The organism is Limnospira sp. PMC 1279.21, assembly GCF_032349615.1.
GTDB classification, from domain to species: domain Bacteria; phylum Cyanobacteriota; class Cyanobacteriia; order Cyanobacteriales; family Microcoleaceae; genus Limnospira; species Limnospira fusiformis.
Map to the genome: position 1 here is coordinate 50,709 of NZ_JARPLU010000001.1, position 24,129 is coordinate 74,837.

Consider the following 24,129-nt stretch of genomic DNA (forward strand, 5'->3'; position numbering starts at 1 on the left):
AGAATGCGGGCGGGGTTTTATTCACTGTTAATTGAAGAACGGTTAAGCATCTCTAGCCAGGTGGCGATCGCTCGAAAGTAGGGAGCATTATAGGGGTTTTTCAGAGAAGTACGAATTGGTTCAAAATTAGGATGATTACGAACATGATCTGGTAGCCTGGCTAAAGTATAAGCAATTTTGGGCAGGTGCAGGAAGTAACGGACATCCCACTGATACTCCTGGGGTTTGCTGGCAGCTTCTTTTATCATTTTATCCTGAAGTTCTGCTGTTGCCAATAGATTCCTTATAAAACTTCGAGAATAGTTTATTTCTAGGGATGGATGCAATTGTTTAACAAATGGCAACACTCCCCAAAGACTCGGTGATATTTCGTTAGCAAGATAAGTTTGCAATTCCTTCGGTTTGAGGAAATTATGCGGACTCCGTGGCATATTTGGCAAATTTTTTAATTCAGTTCCCAACCACTCATCCCATTTAAATACACTCCCAAATAATCCCAAGCTGTCCCGACCATTTGCTTTAGCTTGATCTTCTGCTTGTCCAGATTCCTCTGCTGCTTGGTAGAGAGGAAATTTAGCAACTGACAAGCTAATACCGCCAGAAAGGCTGATGTCTGGGTGATGCCCAGTATAAGCGCGAAAACATTGATAAACATCAAAAGCAAATTCCACAACTTCATGCCATGCGCCACTCACAAATAAATCATCTCCTCCCGCATAAATAAATACTAAATTTTGGCGTTCTCCAGTTAGTCTATGAAACACTGTATTATGTAAATTTTCCTGACGAAATTGAGCCAGACTATTCAAATAAACTTTAAAAAAATAACTCATTTGGCGCGATAATCCAGCTAACCGAGGTAAGGTTTGATCATTTCCTAAACCTTTGGCAAAAATCTGCCCTAATTTGTCTACATCCATTCGCAAATAACCAACTCTGGGAATACAACCGTCTTTTTTAGCCAGATCTGCCATTTCATTGGCTGTCATTGTTCCATATTCTTCCTGACTATTTTGAGCATAGTTGCCGAGTAATAAAGAAACTGAGTTGCCATTTTGATAGTCGGCAACTTTCCAATTATTTACCAAAAAAACAGTTTCCGATTCTTCTAAATTTTTAACTTGCTGCTTTCCCCGAAATAAGTGATAATATATACTCTGTCCTGGTAACTTAATCTGCAAGCTATCTAAGGCTTTGGCAATACTATCGCGAACCGGCGATCGCACGATCGCATCTACCCTAAAAAGTTCACTTCCTAGGCGAAACATCTGCCGACAAGTCGGACAAGCTAAAACTGAATCGGCTTCTTGATGGTTAAGCGGTTTTAAGTTTTCCTCATCATCTCGATGGCAAACCCGACAAGGTTCATAGGTTTCCTGAATCGCTAATAAATTATCCAAATGATGATCGAATTTGCGAGCTTTTTGGAGAGCTAAGTTTTGAGTAATGGTTGCCCATTGTTGGGCAAATTTAGCCGTTCCAATTTCCTCGATATCAAAATTTTGAGTTCCCAGACTTAAAAATACTTTGCCTTGAAATTCATCAATCAGCCATTCATTGAAAGCATCTCGTATGGGTTCAACTAAATTTTCATTATTATTCTGTTCTGGAGCTAATAAATATAAATTGCCGCCGCCAACATAAATAATATTAGTCCGAGGTATATTTAATTTATTTAGCAGTTGTTGGGCTACTTCTTCCGTCACTAATTCCAGATAAAAACTTCTAGCTCTTAGTGATTTCAAGGCTCCGTCAGATGAAATGGTATAGATAAAGTCTTGAATTCCAGACAAATCACCCGCTATTAAGCTAATCTTTGATGCTTGATAATCATTTGATAAAATCGCGGCGATCGCCGCAGTTGATTTGACCAAATCATAAAAAGCTACATTTTCAAATCCTAATGATAAACAGGAGCCAAACTTTTCTAAAAGCAAGGTTAATAGTGACAAGTTTTCCCAATCTTCTAGCCTTAAATTAGCGATAGTTTCTCTAATTTTTTGTTGCAAAAAATTAATTTGTTCGGCTTGAACTGGTTCATTTGTAGGATAAGGAATTGTAGGGTTGCTATCCTCAATGGCGATAGCGGGTACATAATGCTGATGAGATTGTGGCTGTGATAGATTCACCGCATCAAACAAAAGGTGTAAGGGTTGAATCTGGCTAGTCTCTGTCCAAGATAACAATTGTTTTGCTCTAGCGATCGCCGGATTCTCTTCTGGGACATTAAAATTGGGGGGCCATTTGGCTTGTGCCCAATTTGCTAAATGCCAAACTGCCTCTCTAATTACCTGTAGAGCTATTATATTTGGGGCTGTAGAATTAACCATATCTCAATCGTGAAACTTAGTAAAACTTAACTGTATATTGCTGAAAATACAAAGCATGAAAGGAAGCGCGATCGCATCTCCTTTGACTACTAAAATCTAAAATCGCCCCTCCTGCGGCGAAAGTTCTAAAAAAGGGTGCTACAAAATGTGGGTCAATAGAATCTATAACCCTTACAGTGAGGCACTTTTACGATTTTGAACTTAATGCTTAAACGCCTAATGTTATCTCCTTATTATTAAACACAAATCTACTTTTTGACTGTAAACTTTTCTAAACGTTATCCTCCCATTTCAGTGATCCTCAGTTAGAGATGGCCATCCGGTGGGCTGATCATCTATCTACCTATCAGCGACAACCACTAAATTTACGCAAATTTAGAAAAATTGAATTGAGCAATTGCCTCTAATGTCAGTGTAGAAGCCATTTACAGGGGCGATCGCCACCACTTGGGGGGGCCCGTTCGATTGGAGATGTTCAGAAATACCCAACCCTTTCAGTATAACCATCGCTGGAAGTACCCCCTTCCATAATTATCATGCTGCGTCAGTTTCCCCACCAGAATTTAAATATACTCAGGGGGAGACCCAAGAAATGACCAGTTTTGTGGTAGCAGCGATCGCCCTTAATTTCCACGCTGAGAGCAATTGACTCCCTCTCCCGGTCTTCCTTGGGTCTGCTGACAGTTTCCAGAAGAAATGCCAAATTTGATAGGCCCATTTATATTTTAGGTGGCGATCGCCTGTGGGTGGTTGACTATAGTAGTCTATTTACCATGGGGATGGGGTAGAAATGGGGTGATATTTTTAAGTAGATTTATCTAGGGTTTTGAGGAGTTTTTTCGGTCTATAAATTCGGACAGCTTCGTAGAAATGGGGGTAGTTAACGAAAATATAATGCTCGTATTCAAACCAGTGCATTTCGCCTTTTTCTTGGTTGCAGGCGCGGCAAATCACCCAGAGATTTTGGAAGTCTAGGGAGAGCCATGGATATTGGGAACGGGGGAGTTTGTGGTCGATAGTTCGACCATTTTCATAGGTATAAGGGCGATCGCAAATCGGGCAGGCTTGATCGGAGTTGTCCCGTACCCATTCTTTACTTTCCGGAGTCGAGCCACATTCTGAATCACCGTTAATATAACGCCAGTAGTCAAATTGGCGATAGTCGGCAAAGTGGTCGGCAGTCAATTTATGGTAGCGTCGCCCCCCAATTTTTTGGGCGAGTTTAAAAAGGTCTTTTAGGTCAAGGTTTTCGAGATTTTCGGGATCGGGTTTTGGGGGAATCATGGATTTTTGCTGTCAATAAATTGCCATAAATTATCAGTAGTTAACTTATCGGCTGTAGTCGATAAATTCGATGGTTTGAGGTTGGGGGAACTGTTCTTCAATTAGGGCATTAATTTCAGCAATTTCTCGGTCAAACTCTCTTTGGAAAGTCGCCCTATCTTCCTCTGTTTGATATTTATCGCCAATGCGTGCCGCTTCTAAAAACAGTTCTTCCAGACTCGATTCTAACTCGGGTTCGGGTTCGGAGTTGATTAATGCGTCCAGGGCGAGATAAAGGCCGATGACGGATTCCCAGCCCACGTTACGAAAGCCTTCTTCTTTCAGTTTTTGTTGCTGCTGACGGTCGAGTTTTGTTCGGTTCTCAGAGTTCCATTTCTGAACTTCCCGATAACTCATCCCCAGAAAGGTTCGTTTTTGACGTGCCATAAAGCATGACTCCAAAGATTACAAGGGTTCTCACTCGATGGTTTTTTGGAACAGACGGATAGCCGCTCGACGGATTTCGCTGTCTTTAGATCGCAGCAGGGATTTCATGTCCTGGGCAATTTTGAGTTTGATCTGATCCAACACATTTCTGAGTCTGCGGTTATCTTTCATTAGCATATCGTTAACTTCTTTCAGCTTTTCGGTTTTTTTCTCTAGCTCATCTTTACCGGCTAGGATGGCATCGCGATCGCTTTCTAAAGCCTGTAATTCCGCTTGGAGTTCGACTAATTCTGCAGAGAAGGCATTTTCTTTCAGGTTGACAATTTGTTTGATGAGATCGTGAATTTTTTCTTCTTTCTCAGCGAGTTCTTTTCGCTTGCGATCGACCTGTCCTTTTTGGGCAGCTTGGAGTCGCTGGCGGTTCAGTAGTTCCGCTCCGGAGAACTGGATGGCGGCTTCGAGGATCACGAGGCGATCAGGGTTGGTACTGAAGTCAAGCGCAGTTAAAGCGCGTTCAGCATCAGCTTTTGTCCATCCCTGTTCCTTTAGGAGAGCGATTGCTTCTTTCTTAGTCACTGTCTCTGCTTTCAAAAGATAGCGGAAATATAGCGGATAATTTTAGATATCCGTCCCCTGGCGGGGATTTGTTACCAAATGATATTTGGCAGGGAATTATGGGTTTATATAATATTATCACACCAGGCAGGGTCTTTGACTGTAAACTTTTCTAAATCAAGGCATCGGAGAGCGATCGCACTCCCTATCGAAATCAAACCACTGACAGTCAGCCGAAATGCCCAATTTTAGCCCAATTCCGATCGCGTTTTTCTATGGGTTCTCAGTACAAGGTATGAATGGCGATCGCGCCATCGCGATTTAGGACTCGTCCCTGGGTGAATGTCGCCAGTGCCGGAATTGAAATCAGTTAGTTTTTACACCTCGAAAATCTCTCAAACGGGAAATGATGCGATCGTCTAAACAGAAGATCGCACTACATCTTCTGGTCTAAACTTTCAACGTTCCTGTCCAGTCTTGGCATCTTAGGATTTGGTTTCAGTTTTATCTTTCATTATTTGGGACAGGACACCCGCGAGTACAGAACCAGAAGTTAATCCCGCAAAAACGCCTATTCCTCCGTACATTAATTGTCGCTCTAATGTGGCTCTCGAGTCCAAAACTGAACGGGTGCGGAAGCTTTGACCCGAATACATTTCTCGATTTCTCATTTCATTACAAATTAGGTCGCCAAATGGCTGACAATTTCGATAAAAGCCTCGACCTCGAGAGGGTTCATACAGCGTGTAGGAAACCGGGGAAGCGAAAAATGTGCCAATAATTCCTCCGGCTATTGAGGAAATGGCAACTATGACGAATGTTTTTTTACTGCTCATGTTGTTGGCTGGGTATGAGTTGGGTCGAGTTGGTGGAATACATCGATCGCCTTACCTCCCGGTGTAAGCAACCGAAACCGCCTCCAAAAAGTGCGATCGCACTCCCTATCGAAATCAAACCGCTGACAGTTCCACCTCGATTTAGGGTGCTATCTACCTATCAGCGACAACCACTAAATTTACGCAAATTTAGAAAAATTTAATTGAGCAATTGCCTCTAATGTCAGTGTAGAAGCCATTTACAGGGGCGATCGCCACCACTTGGGGGGGCCCGTTCGATTGGAGATGTTCAGAAATACCCAACCCTTTCAGTATAACCATCGCTGGAAGTACCCCCTTCCATAATTATCATGCTGCGTCAGTTTCCCCACCAGAATTTAAATATGCTCAGGGGGAGGCTATAGCGAATTATAGAGATTTACCGGATTAATACTACTGTAAACCTATAAAAATCGATTTTATGTGGATTATCAACGATTATTTAAATAATTAAATTAATGCTGATTATAGTTGATGTCTGGCAATGTTAGCAACTTCAGCAATTACCACATTAATCGGAACCAATCGCCCCACCGTGGTATAATAGCTATTACCCACATTGGTGGTAGTTGACCTTTCGCGGAAACGGTTAATATTCTCAAGAAACCAGTGGCGGGTGGCTGGCATAGGCAATTGGTAAAGCAGACGGGGAGTCACGAAGTAGTAAAACACCCAATCTGCCTCTGTGTAGAGAAAACAGCCGGGTGTATTGCGTTCCTTATTACTGTGAGTTTCCAAAAAGAAATTACCAGTTTTGTGGTAGCGATCGCCCTTAATTTCCACTTGATAGGATCCGGTTTGAGTTATCCAAATCAAATCAACATCAACCCTTTGATATTGCGGGTTATCTTCCACATTTTCAATAGCCACAGTTTCCGGCAGACCAGATAACCAGCCTTCAATATCTCTGGTGGCTTGTTTAGCCACTTGCAGGGATTGATTCATGTTATACATAGTTGACTGCTCCTGAAAAACTGTCGTGTTGCTGTTGATGAATTATTGCCATTAGCCAAATTCAGCCCTGTTAAAACCCCGACTAAAATCGTGTTTCATACTCAAACCTGACCTCACTTTCATTGCCAAAATTCGTAGCCCCCCGCAAAAGCAAGCGGTCATTAACCCGATAGTTGAGATTAAATTGAGTAGGTTGGTTCGCCGCCAGAACCCGACTCACCGAAACCGACACATCATTAGTAACATCCAAACCCACCTCTAGTCCCAAACCCAAAGCCGTCGAACCCGAACGTTCCTGGGACTGAGACACCCGCGCCGGATAAATGCGAAATTCAGTCAACCCAGTAGCAGCAAGAACACTCTGTTGAATCTCATTAAACAGTCCCGCACTAGCAATATTTGCCAACACTAAAGTCGTATCCCCCGTTACTCCCTCGATCGCACTACCTCCTAACAAAGCTAACAGTTGAATTTCCGATCGCGGTGGTGAACTGCGTAACTCCAGAATATCGTTAATCTCAGAAGCCAGACCCTGAGCCAAAGCAGTTACCCTAATAGTGCGTACCGTACCAAATTGAGCAGCCCTAGGTACTTCCATAAGTTCCGTTTCAAAAGCAGAAGTTGAAGCCACAGCCGGAGTCGTTTCCGATACCCTAGTCACCAGTCGCACATCTAAAATCGGGTTAAGTCCATGCTCAGGAACAAAAGTAGCGCGTTGAGGATAACCCCGGTCTAACTGAAATCGACTCGTGTACAAATTCACCGCGCCTCCCGTCAATTCAATAGTTCCCTGGGGGCGAAGACTCTCCAAACTATCTAAATCTCCATTAACTATAATTGTGCCATTGGCGTTAAAATTCAGCACAGGGGCATCAAAAATAGGCGTAATAGAAGCCGATCGCACTTGAATATGCTCTCCCAAAGTCAACATAAAATTATTCAAGCTCACCTCTACCGGTCCAGTATTTAGCAGTTCTGGACTATCTCCGTTATCCGTAGCCGGGGGTTGGTCTGCTTCCGGTAAAGTTACAGCCCCATCAAACAACACCACCTGACCACCAATTCCCGGTTGCAAAGCCGTCCCACCAATCACAATTTCTCCCGCCGCTTTTCCCTGATACAATAGGGCTAAATTTAACTTTAAATTTTCCAGAACCATTTTCAGGGGCGAGTCAATATCTGGATCTTCCGGTCTCATTGGTTCAAAAATTGGCAATACCCCATCGATAACAACCTTTCCCGTCCCAGCGTCTCCCAATAATTCCCCTTCCATACCCTTAACCCGCAGGCGATTTCTCAGGAAAGTTGCTGTTCCCGATAAACCCGTAATCGAACTGTTATTACTAGCCAGCCTCAACACCACATCTTCCAGCTTCAACACCCCATCAGGTTCTATGAGAATATTCTTAATTGAGCCATCATCAGCCTGTTCTAGGACTCCTCGCGCCCGCATTTGTACAAGACCCTGTCCCTCAACCCAACTCACTTCTGGATTGAGTAAATTAATAATCTTGAATCCCTCATTCAGCATTTGCACCTCAGCGCTGACCAGATTACTTTCTGGTCTCACCTTAGCAAAGGGTAATCTAAAGGGTACTGATGCACGATATTCTATAGGATCTTGTTCCGTCACTAACACCGTTCCACCTAGGTTAAACCGGGCGTTATTATAGTTAAAACTACCCCGCGCCTCTTTCAGGGGTTCATCATTAAATAAGCCTTCAAGTACCGTAAATTCCCCGGAGGCTTGGGGATTATCTAAACTCCCCGCTAACAAAGCGCGCAGGTTTAATTGTCCACTCAAAGCAATATTGGGGATGTCATAAAATTCTTCTATGGTTTCTAAGCGGAAATTCTTAACCCGCAACTGACCCGAAGGTATTTGCTCATCTAAATCTAGTTGTCCCTGAAACCCCACCAATGTCTCACCGTAACGCACTCTCAACGGTAACACCCGGACTATATTATCCTCGAAACTTGCCTCTAATCCTAACTCATCAATTCGGTACTCGCCCCATGTCCAGTCAGCACCATTTATGTCCGCAGTGGCGGTTAAATTGGCTGGGGAACCGCTTATTTTGATTTCGGCATCAAATTTGGCATTGACTTGCTCTAGGGGCGGAAATGGCGAAGCATTCTCCTTCTGTTTGATTTCCCATTGTTCCAATAGGGCGTTAATTTCTGCCCAACGTTGTAGCTGTTGGTGGAGGGTCGCTGTCTCAGATAATCCTACGGCCACGGTTTCTAGGTCGGCTGCAGTGCCGCGTTGGGGTTGCTGGAGACCGTTGGCGATATCACTTAACTGGAACCATTCTAAGGCGGTAAATATATCTTGTAGTCTACCTTGGGGAACCCTGATATCAGCTTGAAATTGGGGTTCTTCCGGGGAGTCGGGAACCTGGGCTATAATAGCGCCTAGGTTGGCTTGTCCTGCTATGAAAACTTGGGTTTCTCCTAGGCGAAGTTCCCCGTCATTAAAGCTAAATTGACCACGGCTAAGGTTGAGTTGAGTAATGGTGAAGCTATCGGCTTCTATATGACCTAAACTGGGGTTTTGGACGCTAATTTCACCAGTTGCGCCTATTTGATTGATGTCTAAACTGGCGAGATTAGTAATGTTTAATATTACGGCTAAGTTCCCTCCTAAATTACCATAACCTTCGGCTACTATGGGGTATATTCCTAATTGGTCTATGGGGAAATCTTCTAGGGTTATTTGTAGCTGGTTTAGGCTGGGGGTGGTTCCTTTGGCGATCGCATTTCCTCGCTGTACTAAAAATGCAGTCGGTAAAAAGCGATCGTCTAATACTAACTCGATTTTGTCCTGTTGACCTGATAAGGCTAAGGTGACACCGCCGCCACCTAGTCCTGCTGTTAAAGTTCCGGTCATTACTGGGTCAAATATGAGAGACCGCAGGGCAAAATTTTCTAACCTGACATCACCCTGTAAATTTAATGCGGAAATAGCACCTTTTAACTGACCAGCAAAACTCACATTACCCGCCAAAGGTGGCACTTCTCCCCGTAGTATTTCTGAGGGAAGGTTGGCTAAGAGGGGTTCTACTAAAGGCGAGTTTAAATCAAAGTTAGATACCCGTAAATTTAGATCGACATTGGCTAAACTGGGAACCCCACTTCCACTAAATTCTAGCGCTAATAAACCGTTAGCACCAAATTGGGGAGTTTCGGCTTGGTCAATGTTTACTTGTCCGTTTTTCAGTCTCGCTATGGCTTCCAAGGGTTGACGAATTATTGGTAATTCTGTTAGTCTTAGTTGGCTGGTGGCTTCCAGGGTGGCGGGGTTGAATTCGGTGACTGAACCTCTAGCATTTAATTCGGTATCTAACAACCCTCGCAATAAGGGCATATTTTGGGCTTGGTTAAGTAATCCCGTCGGTCTGAGGGCGGTTTCGATTCCGGTGAGATTTTCGACTAATGGTGAAAAGCGATTTAAGGCAATGCGATCGCCTATTATATTAGCATTCCAGTCACCAGCTTGAGTCCTACCTGTGGCTTTAATTATGCCATCTCTCCCTAAGTTTAACTGTCCGTCTAAACTAATGGTTAGCGCTTCTGGAGTCATGCTGGCTAGGTTTCCACTAAACCGGGTTTCCCCTTGTAGTTGTGGGTTGTCTAGGTCTAAGTTCCGAATTTCTGCTACTACATTCGCGGGTAAATTCGCTAAAGGTAGCCCTAAGTTGATTAGGGGATTTAAAGGCAGATTATTACTGATGATAGTTCCCTCAAAGTCTCCCGCCTCAATTTCGCCTCTGGCGGTGATTTCTCCCCCTAATTGGGGAAGGTTAACTAATCCATTCACACTACCTTTAATCTGATTAAGATTATTCAGATTTCCTCCGGCTATCATGACTCCATTTAAGCGACTGTTTCTTAACTCTGGCGATCGCCTCAATTTTTCCCTAGTTTCCGGTGGTAAATTACCCAAATTGCTGGCTACATTTAACCAGGGATTAACATGGATACTATTCGCCTCCAACTCCAAGTTAAATACCCCATTCGCTAGGCGAGTTTCTCGGAAAGATATCACCCCTCCCATATTGCCTAAATTGATGTCGCCGATAGCATTAGCCGTGATGTTATTGGGGTCAAAATTATTTAAGTCCGCCGACACAACTCCTCTACTTTGCACGGTTCCATTGCTGAAATCTAGAGTTTGCAGTTGGATAAGAGTTTCTGGCGGTAAATTTATTAGGGGTAGTCCGATACCTATTATTTGCTGTAAATTTAGGCGATTTGCCAGAAAATCTGCCCCCAATTTTCCACCTATTAATTTGAAATCACTGTTGATTTCTCCATTAGCGATCGTTAGGTTAAAATTGCCATTGGCGATGATGTCGTTTAGGTTCAGTTTATCTAGTTGACCTGTGATGGTCGTGTCTAGGTTTAATTTATCTTGTCTCAGGTCAATTTGTCCGATAATTAACTGCACCTCTGGGGGTAAATTGGCGAGGGGTAATCCTAATTTGACTAGGGGATCTAAGCCTAATTCATTGGCGTTCAGGGTGGCTATCCAATTATTATTATCCGCCAGTTGCACATTCGCATTTACTATACCCTCGGCTATCGCTATATTCGCGGTTAACTGATTTTTGGTGATTTGACTAGAACCCAAAATCGGCAAGGTTCCATTTGGGAGATTAAAGTTAATATCCCCTTGGAGGTTATCTAGGGAACCTGAAACTTTAGCCGTCGCGAACATATCCCCTAATCTAGTATTATTCGGAAGTTCATATAGACTGGCGATCGCATCTAAATATAGACTGTCAATATCTAGGGTAAATTCTACCGTTGGCTGTAAAACAAATTCCTCTGGTGATTCTGTCGTCAATGTGGCGGCGCGAAGTAACTCCGTCAGTCCCGTTAATTGCATACTACCAGCGCCGCTAATTTCTCCCCCGCTTATGGGTTTAATCCTTAAATTGTTAATGCTGATACTTGGGTCGGCTACTAAATTAAACTGCTGATCTAGTTCTGGTGTGATGGCTATTTCCGTGGAAATTTCGCTAAAAATTACCCGATCTATTTGGGTTGCTTCTGTGGTGGCGATCGCTATTTCTAGCTGAGGCTGTTGTAGGTTTCCCGTCAAGTTAATATCAGCCGTAACTTCCCCCGCGACCTGAACTGGTAAAACCAGAGTTTCCCCTAATTCTCGATCCGCCGTTTCTAATAACGTCGCCAAAGTAACAGGGAGCAAATTTGCCTGTAAATCGAATTCCGTTTGTAACAAGTCAAATTCTGCATTAGTTCTGATTGTCCCTCCGCTCGTTACTCCTAAATCACCCCAAGCTATTTCTAGGGTCTCCACAGTCGCCTCTGTCTCCTCAAACCCCAAATTAGCATTGGTGATCGTCACCGGTTCCGAAAGGGTTGCTAAAATGGCTTGTACTTCCCTAAGTTGCAGATTTCCCCAAATACCAGTCGGCTGAAAATTCGCCAATTTTACCCTTAATTGGGCATCCGCTTCTCCCTCGCCTAAAATTATACCGGGGGTATTGACTAATAATCCTAATTGTGGTAAATTAAGACCATTAGCTGTGATAGTGGTATCGAAATCTCCAGCAGATAAAATACCATCCGCTCTAACCTGTATGTTCCCGCCTCGGGGAAACTCACCTGTGAGGTGGGTTCTGATGCGATCGTTCTGGTCACTGATATCTAAAATCAGGCGATCGACATTGAGGGCGATCGGGTCTTCTCTCACCTCAGCCGTCAGCAGAGTTTGAGGCATGAGTTTAACATTAGCATTCTCAATGGTAATAGAGCCAATTTCCACATCCACAGGACTTTCATCCCCCGGCGCTATCTCAGTCCTAATCCAATTTCCGAGTTCGTCTTGTTCAAGATAAACTTGGGGATTGATCACCCGTAAATTTAAGCCGACAGTTGGCGTTAATAGTGATATAATGGAAATGCTGGCTTCGATCGCTTCAAGTGAGGCGGTATTGGGATCAGTATCTGTGGGAGGAATCACAGACCGTCCAAAACGAACACTAATAATCCCAAAGCGTTCAACAGGTCCGACTTCTACAGGTCTATCGAGAGTCCCCTCTAAGGCTGTAGCGATGGTAGAGGCTAAACGGTAATGTATAAACCAGCTTACACCACCAGCGATCGTCACAGAAGTAAGACCTAAGCCAACACTTCCCCAAATAAGCCAACGCCGCCAACGTTTGACCGACCTTGGGTTGTCTTCTGGGTCTGGTAATGGGGTATGGATCATGTTTCTCAATCTGCGTGATTTAACGGAAGTCCTTATCCAGAAAGGGTAGCTTATCACAGCCTAACTGGAGTGTATAAATTTTCCGGGGTTAGACCCTCGTTAACCCCACTCTCGGCCATAATTTCTCGTCCTACCCCCATAATTGCAACATTTCGACAGATTAAAACAACACAAAAATATAAAAACTTTGTGAAATTTCCGTGCTTAGATAAATAATCAGAGGTAGCCGGAGTTACTTTTTCATGAACGTCAGCCATCTTTTAAGACTTTACGAACAAGGCGAAACCGACTTTACAGGAGTCGATCTCAGTGGCGTAGACTTGACAGGGGTCATTCTCATAGGTGTTAATCTATCGAGAAGTAACCTGACGGGTGCTAACCTGACTCGCTCATTTTTAAGTCGTGTTAAGTTCAATGGTGCAAATTTACACCGTGCCAACCTGAGTTTTGCTAAAATGAACGAAGCCAAGCTGGTGGAGGCTGAGTTAACCAAAGCCAATCTCAACGGTACTTTTTTAGTCAAAGCTAAATTACCTGGTGTCCAACTCAGTGGCGCAAGTTTGGCGGGTGCTAATTTGCGTGGCGCTAGTCTCCCCAATTCTAACTTATGTGGTGCTAACCTGCAATTTGCTAATCTGCGGGGGGCTAATTTGACTGGCAGTGATTTGAGATATACTAATCTCAATGGTGTGCGACTCAGTGGCGCTAAGTTATTTGGAACCAGGCTCACTGATGTTAACTTGCAAAATGCTTATATGAATGGTGTTAATTTGAGTCGCCTAGATTTGAATGGTGTTAACTTGAGTAACGCTAGGCTTTGTGGTTCTAATTTGACCGGAACTAACTTGATTAGGGCTAATCTCAGTTCTGCTAAACTCCTAGGTTCCCAGTTAGAAAATGCCGATTTAAGAGGCGCTAATTTAGAAAATGCTTGCTTGAGTTATGCTGATCTGAATGGTTCTAAATTGTCGGGGGCTAATTTCCGAAATGCTGATTTGCGCGAGGCTAAATTACTGGGAGTCGAGGTAAAAGAGGCTAATTTCTGTGAGGCAATTTTACCGTTGTCTTTTCGCTTATATCTGGATTTAGAAAATTTCTGCTGTTTAACACTTTCTCAATCTCAAGTTTAGATGTTTGTGGTATAATTGATATGGTGGCTCAATATGGTATAGTATTAGTAACGGCAAGTTCCCGGACGGAAGCAGAGGCGATCGCCCATACTTTAGTCGAGGGAAAACTAGCCGCCTGTGTGGGTTTAATGCCCATCCATTCAGTTTACACCTGGAAAGGTGAGATCTGCTCATCCGATGAGTGGCAATTAATTATTAAAACTGACCTGAATCAGTTTGACGCTTTGGCTGCTAAGGTCGCCGAGGTTCATTCCTATGAAGTGCCGGAAATTATTGCCTTACCAATTGTCGCAGGTTCCCCCTCTTATTTACAATGGATTTCACAACAACTAGACCCCACATGACAGGGGCGAAATATTTACGCCCCTACCTAGTGGTTGAAAATTACTTTAAACTAATTGTCTAAAGGCTCAATACCAGCCTGGCGCAGTTGTTCCATGAAACGTTCAGCCCGTTGTCGTTCAGCATCAGCCCGTTGTCGTTCAGCTTCCACCCGTTGGCTTTCAACTTCAGCCCGTTGGCTTTCAGCTTCCACCCGTTGGCGTTCTTGGGCGACCAATTCAATACCCCAAAGCAGCAACTCTCCGGCTTCATTCCACCAGCGCAACCAGTAACCGTTACGGTTTTCGCGGGTTCCTTCCCAAACCCCTAAAAACAGTTCCATGGGAGCGATCGCATATCGTCCATCATCTAGTGGTTCTTGTATTTGATAGAATCCCTGTTCATCAAGGCGATAAAGTTCTAACTTACCAGTTTTGGGGTCAAAAATAGCATAGTAAGGGACCTCTAACACCCGTTCATAAAAGAACCATTTTCCTGGGGGATAGGTAGGCTTAATCGAATATTCCCCTCCGTCAGTATCAGAGAGAAATTCCATAACTATAATCGGACGCGCACCCTGCAACTCAGGAGTATAGCTGCGTTCAACCTGCGATCGCTCAACCCGAATTTCTGGAATAAACGCCCAGTCTGGGGCTTTCACCACAATTTTACCGTTGAGGGTGGCACAGATCCCATAATTGGTGGGCGTGATACTCAATGGGCTCAGTTTACCAGCCACAGCTAGACTATCAGTCAGGGCTACAGCTAAAGCCGGTTGATTAATATTGTCCACAGGATCGTCCGGTAGAATAAAATCATCGGGAAGTTTTTCCCAAGTAATCTCCAAGTCAACAATCCGGAGAGCCATAATACATTAGGGATGATTAACAATTATTGTTATTATAGCGATCGCCCCCACGAAAAATTCGCCGCCAAATGTTAGACATCAAGAGTTAACCATTGGGTCAAAAACTCCGAATATCTAACCGCTGGCAGCGACTGTCAATCCCAATTAAGTAAGGATTAGATCCTATTAGCGCTGACGGTAAGGAACCATGGTGTCAAAATTGATGCTACCAAGGGCAACGCGAGTTACTGTGTTGGCAGGACGAGAAACCTGTTTTGCCATAGCCAGGAAGTTGGCGGGATCGCCAGCTTTGGGTTGCTTCTCTTGGGGTACAAAGCGACGTACAGAAGTTTGCCAGATAACTTGGGGGAATCCCAACTGGGTCCGGTGGTATTCATTGTACCGGGGAGTCTTCAGGTTAAAGGGTGTTTCGCCCATATTGCGCTGAGGCAGAATCCGACGACGTTGATAAGGAACTGTATCATATCCGAAGTTATCCAGGTACTCGTCGCTATTGAGTAATTCCTCAATGAAGCCCTTGGGTCCTTTGTTAGCAATCACAATTGACCAAGCGATTTTTTCCCGTTCGTTGTAAACATCCCGGCCGAGAATTCGCTGAACGCACATTTCCGCAAAGCGGTAGTTGCTGTTGGTTTGGTAGTTTCTCTCCAAGAAAGGAGCCGAAGTCGCTAACCCACCAATGAAGTCACGGACGGTGATCTGACCAAACTTGAGTTGGGACTCAAGGAAGGTTTGGCGATTGCTTTTCAGCATTTGATGCTCACTAAAGATTTGCCGATAAGCCGCCCAGATCAGAGCGTCCCACTCAGAACCCGAAGGCATATTTTCAGCCGTATAAATTTGGGGCTGCTCATCACCTGGAACTTCATATCCAGCAACACGAGTATTGAAACTCGTTGTAGTGTAGCTTAATAATGGAAGGGGCACCATTAATCTCCTTATTCTCAAACGTCAGCATTGTTTATCAGTTGTCGCCAATGATCTATCCCAGGATGATTGGGATTTAGCACACTGGCATTAATATACCATGCTTACAGATTAGGGGATTGAGGCGATCGCAGTCTAACTTTTATGAAGCTCTGCAATAATATGTAACATTTTAGCAATCTTCCCCCAAACACTAATAGAGCCACTACCACCTACCGCCTAGCTTCAACCCTTTTTTTTTGGTAAACTTTTGTAAATATGCTCAAAGCCGCTGGCCCTATGAAAGGAACATTAACCCAAGGATCTGTTACATCTACCCTGATTAACCTCACTCTACCAATGATTTGGGGAGTGTTTGCCATTATTGCCTTTAGCCTAGCAGATACCTACTTCGTCGCTAAGTTGGGAACCCGACAACTAGCCGCGATGAGTTTTACCTTTCCAGTAGTCACCCTATTAGGAAGCGTATCTATGGGACTGGGGATAGGCGCTGCTTCTGTCATTGCTAGGGCTATTGGGGAGGGAGAACGCGATCGCGTCCGCCGCCTCACCACTAACTCTCTCAGTCTCTCTCTGCTTATGGTTAGTGTCTTAGTCGTCCTCGGTATCAGCACCATTAACCCCGTGTTTCAAGCCTTGGGAGCCAGTCCTGATATCTTGCCATTTATCCGCGAGTATATGACCATTTGGTATGGAGGTGTCATTTTTCTGGTGGTTCCTATGGTCGGGACTAGCGCTATTCGCGCGGCGGGTAATACCTTCGTTCCTAGTGTGATTATGACTGTCGCTGCTGTCGTTAATATTATCCTTGACCCGATATTTATCTTTGGCTTTGCTACTATACCAGCCATGGGACTGCGGGGAGCCGCGATCGCTACTGTTATCGGTCGTGCTACCACTTTAATCGCTTCCGTCTTATTCCTGCATTTCCGCGAAAAAATGCTCCTCTGGAAACTTCCCACCCCCAAAGACCTATTGTCCGACTGGCGACAAATTCTCCATGTTGGTATTCCCGCTACCGGAACCAATATGATTACCCCTATTTCTACCGCCGTCGTTACAGGTTTGGTCGCTACAGAGGGTGCCGAAGCCGTCGCTGGTTTTGGTATTGCTACCCGAGTCGAGGCTTTCGCTTTAATTGTGATTATGGCACTCTCTGCTAGTATTGGTCCTTTTGTTGGTCAAAATTGGGGCGCTCAACTTTATCATCGCGTACACACTGCTATCCGACAGTCTTTCCTGTTTTGTATATTTTGGGGAGTCCTATTAACTCTTATTTTGGCTGCTAGTTCTGAACAAATCGCTACCGCTTTTGATCAAAATCCCAATGTAGTCGCGATCGCTGCTAGTTACCTCACCCTCGTTCCCGTTAGTTATGGAACTATGGGTCTCATGTTCATCGCTAGTTCTACTTTTAATGCTTTGGGTAAGCCTTTACCATCTTTGATGATGACTATTACCCGGATGTTATTACTTTATGTTCCTTTGGCTTATTTGGGTAGTCTCTGGTGGGGAGTTAAAGGCATTTTTGTCGCCGCTTGTATTGCTAATTTACTTGTCGGTATTGGCGCTTATTTTTGGACTTGCAAAACTTGGCAATTGCGATCGGCTGATCCAGTTGTCCTAGAATAGCTTTTTTTTAAAAAAATGGCCCGGCCGCCCAAGTGAAAAGGGGTTGACAGGGCGGCGCTAGTCGGCTATGATAGGAGTATGTTACATAATGGGATGTAAGCAAAAATAATATTTTCGCAACTATTCCCATTATTTTATAGTATAGCACGGACTCCCCCAAAAAGATAGGGTTTTCTGAAAAAAAAGCGCGGGGGCCGCCCAGAAAATTTTTTTTTTGGCCCAGCCGCTGAGTCCTAAAAATCAATTAACGACCAACTAATTTATCGCGTAAAATGCGAATGCGATCGCGAAATTGAGCCGCCTCCTCAAACTCCAACTGTTGCGCCGCCTCCTTCATGCGAACCTCCAACTGTTGAATTAAAGTTGGTATTTCTTCCAAGGGTAAATCATCCACCTGTGGACAAGGCAGATCAATTTGTTGATAATTTAAGCGTCTGGAGACATCCAAAAACGCCAAAATGGCATTACTGGAAGTTTTGTGAATAGATTTAGGGGTAATGCCATATTTTTGATTATACTCCAACTGAATTGTTCGCCGTCGGTTAGTTTCGGCGATCGCCGCCCTCATGCTGTCAGTCATATTATCAGCATACAAGATAGCCTGACCGCGAACGTGGCGCGCCGCCCTCCCAATAGTTTGAATAAGGGACCTTTCCGTCCGCAAAAAACCTTCCTTATCCGCATCAAAAATAGCCACCAGAGACACCTGTGGTAAATCCAAACCTTCCCGCAATAAATTCACCCCAATTAACACATCAAATTCGCCTTCTTGTAAAGACTGAAGAATCTCAATGCGCTGAATCGACTGTATTTCCGAATGTAGATATCTGACCCGAATACCCCTCTCTTGCAAATACTCAGTTAAATCCTCCGCCATACGCTTAGTTAAAGTCGTAACCAAAACCCGTTCATTCCTGGGGATTCTCTCTTGAATTTCAGCGATTAAATCATCAACCTGTCCTGTGGTTGGGCGGACAAATATTTCCGGGTCAACTACCCCCGTTGGTCGAATAACTTGTTCAACCACCTGACCTTGAGATTGTGCAATTTCCCAATCTCCTGGTGTCGCCGAGACCAAAATACACTGTTTAACTTTTTGCCAAAATTCCTCAGATTTCAAGGGTCGATTATCCGCCGCACTAGGAAGACGAAAACCATGTTCAATTAGCACCTTTTTTCTGGCTTGGTCGCCATTGTACATAGCCCGAATTTGAGGAACCGTCACATGAGACTCATCGACCACCAATAACCAATCATCCGGGAAATAGTCCACCAAACACTCAGGAGGAGAACCGGGAAGCCTTCCAGCGAGGTGACGAGAGTAGTTTTCCACACCATTACAATATCCGACTTCTCGCAGCATTTCCAAGTCATAGCGAGCGCGTTGATCTAGGCGTTGGGCTTCTAAAAGTTTACCAGCTTTTTCTAATTCGGCTAACTGTTGTTTAAGTTCAGCAGCAATAGCATCACAAGCAGCATCTAACCTATCTCCCGGTGTCACAAAGTGGCGGGCGGGGTATATATTTAATGTGTCTAAACTCTGTAAGACTTCTCCGGTTACGGGGTCAATATAACGAATTGCATCAATTTCATCCCCGAAAAATTCTACCCTAATTATACGGTCTTCATAGGCGGGTCCAATTTCTAAGACATCTCCGCGAACTCGGAAGCGTCCGCGAGTGATTTCCGTGTCATTGCGGGTATATTGAATAGAGGCTAGGTCTCGCAAAAGTTGGCGTTGGTCTAGGTCTTCTCCCACCCGTAGGGGAATGGCTGCGTTCAGGTATTCGGTGGGTATTCCTAACCCGTAAATACAGCTAATGGAAGCTACAACAATTACATCTCGCCTTTCAAATAAAGACCGAGTAGCTGAGTGTCTCAGCATATCAATTTCATCGTTAATTGAGGCGGTTTTTTCTATATAAGTATCGGAGACAGGAATATAGGCTTCCGGTTGATAATAGTCGTAATAGCTGATAAAGTATTCAACGGCATTGTTAGGGAAAAATTCCCGCAGTTCATTGCAGAGTTGGGCGGCGAGGGTTTTGTTGTGGGCGAGGACTAGGGTGGGGCGACCTAATTCGGCGATGGTGGCGGCAATGGTAAAGGTTTTTCCGGTTCCAGTTGCGCCTAAGAGGGTGGTTTTAGGATGACCGGATTTGATGCTTTGAATTAATTGGGCGATCGCTAATGGTTGATCTCCTGTAGGTTGAAAGGGTGCTTTTAACTCAAATTTGACCATAGTTCAATTTGATATGATTCCGATCATATCTGATAGTTGGTTGTTGTGGGAGTTAATGGCTGACCAGACTGGGAGGGATTAATGATTTAAACAGGACTCTATAGTTGCCACTACCGAATCCGCCAAACTTTTCAAATCATATCCCCCTTCTAATCCTAACACAATTTTTGTAGTTATTTGGCAGCAATAATCTGTAAATATCCCAAAATCTTGCGGTTGTAAGGAAATACTGGCTAAGGGGTCAGCTTGATTGGCATCATATCCAGCACTGATAATTAATAAATCTGGCTGAAAACTTTGTAAAAAAGGGATCACTTGATTTTCAAAAGCTGGCTGGTATAATGCCATGGTACTACCTGGAGACATGGGGATATTTAAAACATTATTATATTGACCTTTTTCTTGGGGGTAGCCAGTTCCGGGATAACAGGGGGACTGATGAAGGGAACAGTAAGCCATTTGGGGGTGATTTTCGACCAGGCTTTGGGTTCCGTTACCGTGGTGAACGTCCCAATCAAGAATAGCAACTCGATTGACTCCTGGCTGTTGAATGGCATAATGAGCAGCGATCGCCGCATTAGAAAACAAACAGAAACCCATCCCCCGACCCGCTTCGGCATGATGTCCGGGGGGACGGGCTAAAATAAAACTAGGTCTGGCGGTAGTCAAAGTGCGATCGACACCATCTAACCAAGCACTGATCGCCAATAGCGCCACCTGGTAACTCTCCTCAGAAATGGGAGTATCGCCGTCAAGATGGCCGCCGCCAGCACTGGCAATATTTTTAATCCTGTCAATATGGGAGTCGGTGTGAACAGCCTTGAGGACTTGCATAATCAGACTGTGGCGTTCTTTTAGCGGAGTGGGTGATAACCAAGTCAGTTGGTCACGCCAGGGGGTGGCCCGCAAACCTTGGACGATCGCTTTGAGGCGTTCGGGTCGTTCTGGATGAAATAAACCCGTTTTGTGTTCCAGAAATTCGTCAGAGTAGATAACAGTTAACATTGACCGTGCCGGGGCTAACAACAGGGGACAAAAAGGCAATAGGGCCGAGAGGGATTCCCATCGAAAATATGTGCAAAGTATGCTATAATTTTATAGCCTAGTCGCGCCTTTTCAAATAATAATCGAAAATCAATTTATTTGATCTGAATTATTTCACAAAAAAGCGACGGTTTTTGCAATATTAATGGAGTTTTAAATTCTATGAGCGCTTCCGAATCCCGAATTATCCCAACGGATTTGCGGAACGAGATGCAGCAATCCTATCTCGAATACGCCATGAGCGTCATTGTAGGTCGGGCGCTGCCAGATGCCAGGGATGGGTTTAAACCAGTCCATCGTCGCATCCTGTATGCCATGAATGAACTAGGCCTAATGCCCGATCGCCCCTTTCGGAAGTGCGCCCGGGTGGTAGGGGAGGTTCTGGGGAAATATCACCCCCACGGTGATACAGCCGTCTACGATGCCCTAGTGCGGATGGCCCAGGAATTTTCGATGCGATCGCCCCTAATTCAAGGTCACGGGAACTTTGGGTCTGTCGATAATGACCCCCCCGCCGCCATGCGATACACAGAATGTCGCCTGCACTACCTGACCTCCGAAGCCATGTTGCGGGATATCGACTCCGATACCGTAGATTTTGGCGATAACTTTGACGGTTCCCAACAAGAACCCCTAGTGCTTCCGGCCCGCATTCCTCAACTGTTGCTCAACGGTTCCTCCGGTATCGCCGTCGGAATGGCAACTAACATCCCCCCCCATAACCTCAATGAGTTAGTCGATGGCTTAGTCGCGCTAATTCATAACCCCGAAATTACTGATACTGAACTAATGCGCTATATTCCCGGTCCTGACTTCCCGACCGGGGCGAAAATTCTCGGAAGGTCTGGTATTCGGGAAGCCTACACCACCGGACGGGGTTCTATCACCATGCGGGGAGTTGCCCAAATTGAAACCATTGAACACCGAGGACGACCAGACCGGGAAGCTATTATCATCACTGAGTTACCCTACCAAACCAATAAAGCCGCTTTAATCGAAAAAATCGCCGAAATGGTGAATGAGAAGCGCCTGGAGGGGATATCAGATATCCGAGATGAAAGCGATCGTGAAGGGATGCGGATCGTCGTGGAACTCCGACGAGATGCCTATCCTAGGGTGGTTCTCAACAACCTTTATAAACAAACTCCCCTTCAGACCAACTTCGGCGCTAATATGTTAGCCCTAGTTAACGGAAAACCAGAATTGCTTACCCTCAAGCGATATCTCCATGTTTTCCTAGACTTCCGCATCGACACTATCCGGCGGCGTACTGAATATGAAAAACGCAAAGCTGAAGAACGTGATCACCTCCTGCAAGGACTATTAATTGCTCTCGATAATCTTGATGCAATTATTGCCCTAATTCGCCATGCTGCTGATAGCCCTACAGCTAAACAGGAGTTAATCGAAAGGTTCGGACTTTCTGAACCACAAGCTGATGCTATTTTACAAATGCAACTGCGACGTTTAACCGCCTTGGAAGCTCAGAAAATTGAACAAGAACATCAAGAACTTTTGGCGAAAATTGCTGACCTAAACGATATTTTAAATCGCCGAGAACGGATTTTAGAAATTGTTGAACAGGAAGCTCAAGAAATTAAACAACGTCACGGCACACCCCGACGGACCGAAATTGAACTCGAAGAAAGTGAGCTAGAAGATACCGATTTGATTGCTAATGAAAAAGCAATTATTCTTCTCACTGAACAAGGGTACATTAAACGGATGCCCGTTAATACTTTTGAGGCTCAAAATCGCGCCACTCGCGGTAAATCTGGAACTAAAATGAAGGAGGATGATGGGGTTAAACATTTCTTGAGTTGTTGCGACCATGACAGTATTATGTTCTTTACTGAACGGGGGGTTGCTTACTGTTTAAAAGCCTATCAAATACCTATCGGCTCCCGCATCGCTCGGGGGGTTCCGATTGTGCAAATGTTACCAATTCCTCGGGATGAGAAAATCACCTCTTTGGTGGCGGTTGGGGAATTTAGTAACGATGAATATTTGGTGATGCTAACTAAGGGGGGTTACATCAAAAAAACTGCCCTTTCCGCTTTTAACAATATCCGTTCTAATGGCATAATTGCGATTTCCTTAAATGAAGGAGATGAGTTGCGTTGGGTACGCAGTGCTAAGGTGGATGATAGCGTTATTATCGGTTCTCGCCTGGGTATGGCTATTCATTTCCACACTGATGATAAACAATTACGACCCCTCGGTCGCGCTACCCGTGGGGTTAAAGCTATGAAACTAAAACCAGATGATGAACTCATTGGGATGGATATTCTCCCTAGTTTCATTGTGGCTAGTATTCCTAAATTGGGGGGTGAAGAAACGGAAATAGAAGAGGAGGAAAATACTACCGTTGAAGAGGTGGATGATACGGAATCTGAAGAGATAGCTACTACTGAAGTTGAACCTGATGGGGTTTCTATTTTGGTCATTACTACTAGGGGTTATGGAAAACGAGTTCCTGTGTCTCAATTCCGCTTACAAAATCGCGCCGGAAAAGGCATTATTGCTACTAAGTTTAAACCCCATTTATCTGGTGATTGTGTGGTGGCGCTTCAGGTGGTACATAATACTGATGAATTGATGTTAATTACTAGCCGGGGGATTATTATTCGTCAGGTGATTAGCGCTATTTCTCGACAGTCCCGCAATGCTACAGGGGTGCGGGTACAACGCTTAGATAAGGAAGATGCGATCGCTGCTGTGGCTTTAGTCCCTTTATCCGGTGAAGGGGACGATACCGAAGTTGATGTTGACCCTAATACTGACGTTGAACTTCAAGAAGTCAATAACTGAACTCTGACAACCTAGAAACCCTACTCCCCCCATTTCCTCCTAATAGGTCTGGTTAGGGGGGAGTTTTTCATATATCAATTCAATATATCAATTCAATATATCAATTAACAATTTGAGCAAGTCCATCAATACAAAAAAGTTGCACAAATCGGATATAAAAATCTGACAATATCGGTTATAATCAGATTAGAAACCTAAGTAGTGTGCTTTCCAATCGATATAACAAAAGTCATGGCGGGTTTTCCTGCCTGACTTTTGCTATATTGACTACGTTGGGTCAATTGACCTCTGTTGGGTTTCACCCAACCTACGTTGGGTCAATTGACCTCTGTTGGGTTTCACCCAACCTACGTTGGGTCCATTGACCTCTGTTGGGTTTCACCCAACCTACTACTCTCTTTGTTGGGTTTCACCCAACCTACTACTACTCTCTTTGTTGGGTTTCACCCAACCTACGTTGGGTCAATTGACCTCTGTTGGGTTTCACCC

The 24,129-nt window shown here is 44.4% G+C and carries 16 protein-coding genes; 5 read left to right on the plus strand and 11 right to left on the minus strand.

Annotated elements, in window-relative coordinates; all coding sequences use genetic code 11:
- Window positions 1-17: 17 nt before the first annotated feature.
- From cas10 to P5683_RS00235, 5 genes are all read right to left on the minus strand, one after another.
- Window positions 18-2,330: a type III-A CRISPR-associated protein Cas10/Csm1 gene (cas10, locus tag P5683_RS00215; protein WP_315638880.1), complete on the minus strand. Its 2,313-nt coding sequence runs from the start codon at window positions 2,328-2,330 to the stop codon at window positions 18-20.
- A gap of 804 nt (window positions 2,331-3,134) precedes the next feature.
- Window positions 3,135-3,614, minus strand: coding sequence for an HNH endonuclease (locus P5683_RS00220; RefSeq protein WP_006624602.1), 480 nt, complete (start codon window positions 3,612-3,614; stop codon window positions 3,135-3,137).
- Between the two features lie 45 nt (window positions 3,615-3,659).
- Window positions 3,660-4,040 carry a hypothetical protein gene (locus P5683_RS00225; RefSeq protein WP_006624601.1) on the minus strand — a complete coding sequence of 127 codons (381 nt, stop codon included), beginning with the start codon at window positions 4,038-4,040 and terminating at the stop codon, window positions 3,660-3,662.
- Window positions 4,041-4,070: 30 nt separating this feature from the next.
- Complete coding sequence (locus P5683_RS00230; RefSeq protein ID WP_035759363.1) at window positions 4,071-4,616, minus strand: hypothetical protein; 546 nt, start codon at window positions 4,614-4,616, stop codon at window positions 4,071-4,073.
- A 464-nt stretch (window positions 4,617-5,080) separates the two neighbouring features.
- The gene (locus tag P5683_RS00235) at window positions 5,081-5,431 is read right to left on the minus strand and encodes a hypothetical protein (protein WP_006624599.1); all 351 of its coding nucleotides are present in this window, start codon (window positions 5,429-5,431) and stop codon (window positions 5,081-5,083) included.
- A 14-nt stretch (window positions 5,432-5,445) separates the two neighbouring features.
- On the opposite strand from P5683_RS00235, the gene P5683_RS00240 reads away from it, so the two are divergent.
- Window positions 5,446-5,634, plus strand: a complete 189-nt coding sequence (locus P5683_RS00240) for a hypothetical protein (RefSeq protein WP_006624598.1) — start codon at window positions 5,446-5,448, stop codon at window positions 5,632-5,634.
- Window positions 5,635-5,935: 301 nt separating this feature from the next.
- Here the strand turns inward: P5683_RS00240 and P5683_RS00245 are convergent, their stop codons facing one another.
- Together P5683_RS00245 and P5683_RS00250 are read right to left on the minus strand one after the other, a co-directional pair.
- The gene (locus P5683_RS00245; protein WP_035759361.1) at window positions 5,936-6,424 is read right to left on the minus strand and encodes a hypothetical protein; all 489 of its coding nucleotides are present in this window, start codon (window positions 6,422-6,424) and stop codon (window positions 5,936-5,938) included.
- 82 nt (window positions 6,425-6,506) lie between these two features.
- Entirely contained in the window at window positions 6,507-12,665 is a 6,159-nt protein-coding gene (locus P5683_RS00250; protein WP_315638888.1) for a translocation/assembly module TamB domain-containing protein, read from the minus strand.
- Between the two features lie 242 nt (window positions 12,666-12,907).
- Here P5683_RS00250 and P5683_RS00255 point away from each other — a divergent pair, with 242 nt between their 5' ends.
- Window positions 12,908-13,795: a pentapeptide repeat-containing protein gene (locus tag P5683_RS00255; protein ID WP_006624593.1), complete on the plus strand. Its 888-nt coding sequence runs from the start codon at window positions 12,908-12,910 to the stop codon at window positions 13,793-13,795.
- 20 nt (window positions 13,796-13,815) lie between these two features.
- Window positions 13,816-14,139 (plus strand): divalent-cation tolerance protein CutA, encoded by a 324-nt coding sequence (cutA, locus tag P5683_RS00260; protein ID WP_006624592.1) that lies wholly within the window; start codon window positions 13,816-13,818, stop codon window positions 14,137-14,139.
- Between the two features lie 50 nt (window positions 14,140-14,189).
- Here cutA and P5683_RS00265 read toward each other — a convergent pair whose 3' ends face one another.
- Both P5683_RS00265 and P5683_RS00270 read right to left on the minus strand, forming a co-directional pair.
- Window positions 14,190-14,984: a Uma2 family endonuclease gene (locus tag P5683_RS00265; RefSeq protein WP_006624591.1), complete on the minus strand. Its 795-nt coding sequence runs from the start codon at window positions 14,982-14,984 to the stop codon at window positions 14,190-14,192.
- 165 nt (window positions 14,985-15,149) lie between these two features.
- Window positions 15,150-15,914 carry a phycobilisome rod-core linker polypeptide gene (locus P5683_RS00270; RefSeq protein WP_006624590.1) on the minus strand — a complete coding sequence of 255 codons (765 nt, stop codon included), beginning with the start codon at window positions 15,912-15,914 and terminating at the stop codon, window positions 15,150-15,152.
- A gap of 276 nt (window positions 15,915-16,190) precedes the next feature.
- On the opposite strand from P5683_RS00270, the gene P5683_RS00275 reads away from it, so the two are divergent.
- Window positions 16,191-17,543, plus strand: a complete 1,353-nt coding sequence (locus tag P5683_RS00275; RefSeq protein WP_006624589.1) for an MATE family efflux transporter — start codon at window positions 16,191-16,193, stop codon at window positions 17,541-17,543.
- Window positions 17,544-17,787: 244 nt separating this feature from the next.
- On the opposite strand, the gene uvrB is transcribed toward P5683_RS00275, so the two are convergent.
- Window positions 17,788-19,785, minus strand: coding sequence for an excinuclease ABC subunit UvrB (gene uvrB / locus P5683_RS00280; protein ID WP_315638897.1), 1,998 nt, complete (start codon window positions 19,783-19,785; stop codon window positions 17,788-17,790).
- A gap of 78 nt (window positions 19,786-19,863) precedes the next feature.
- Complete coding sequence (locus P5683_RS00285) at window positions 19,864-20,790, minus strand: histone deacetylase (protein WP_006624587.1); 927 nt, start codon at window positions 20,788-20,790, stop codon at window positions 19,864-19,866.
- 201 nt (window positions 20,791-20,991) lie between these two features.
- On the opposite strand from P5683_RS00285, the gene gyrA reads away from it, so the two are divergent.
- Window positions 20,992-23,640 (plus strand): DNA topoisomerase (ATP-hydrolyzing) subunit A, encoded by a 2,649-nt coding sequence (gene gyrA, locus P5683_RS00290; RefSeq protein WP_006670378.1) that lies wholly within the window; start codon window positions 20,992-20,994, stop codon window positions 23,638-23,640.
- Window positions 23,641-24,129 lie beyond the last annotated feature (489 nt).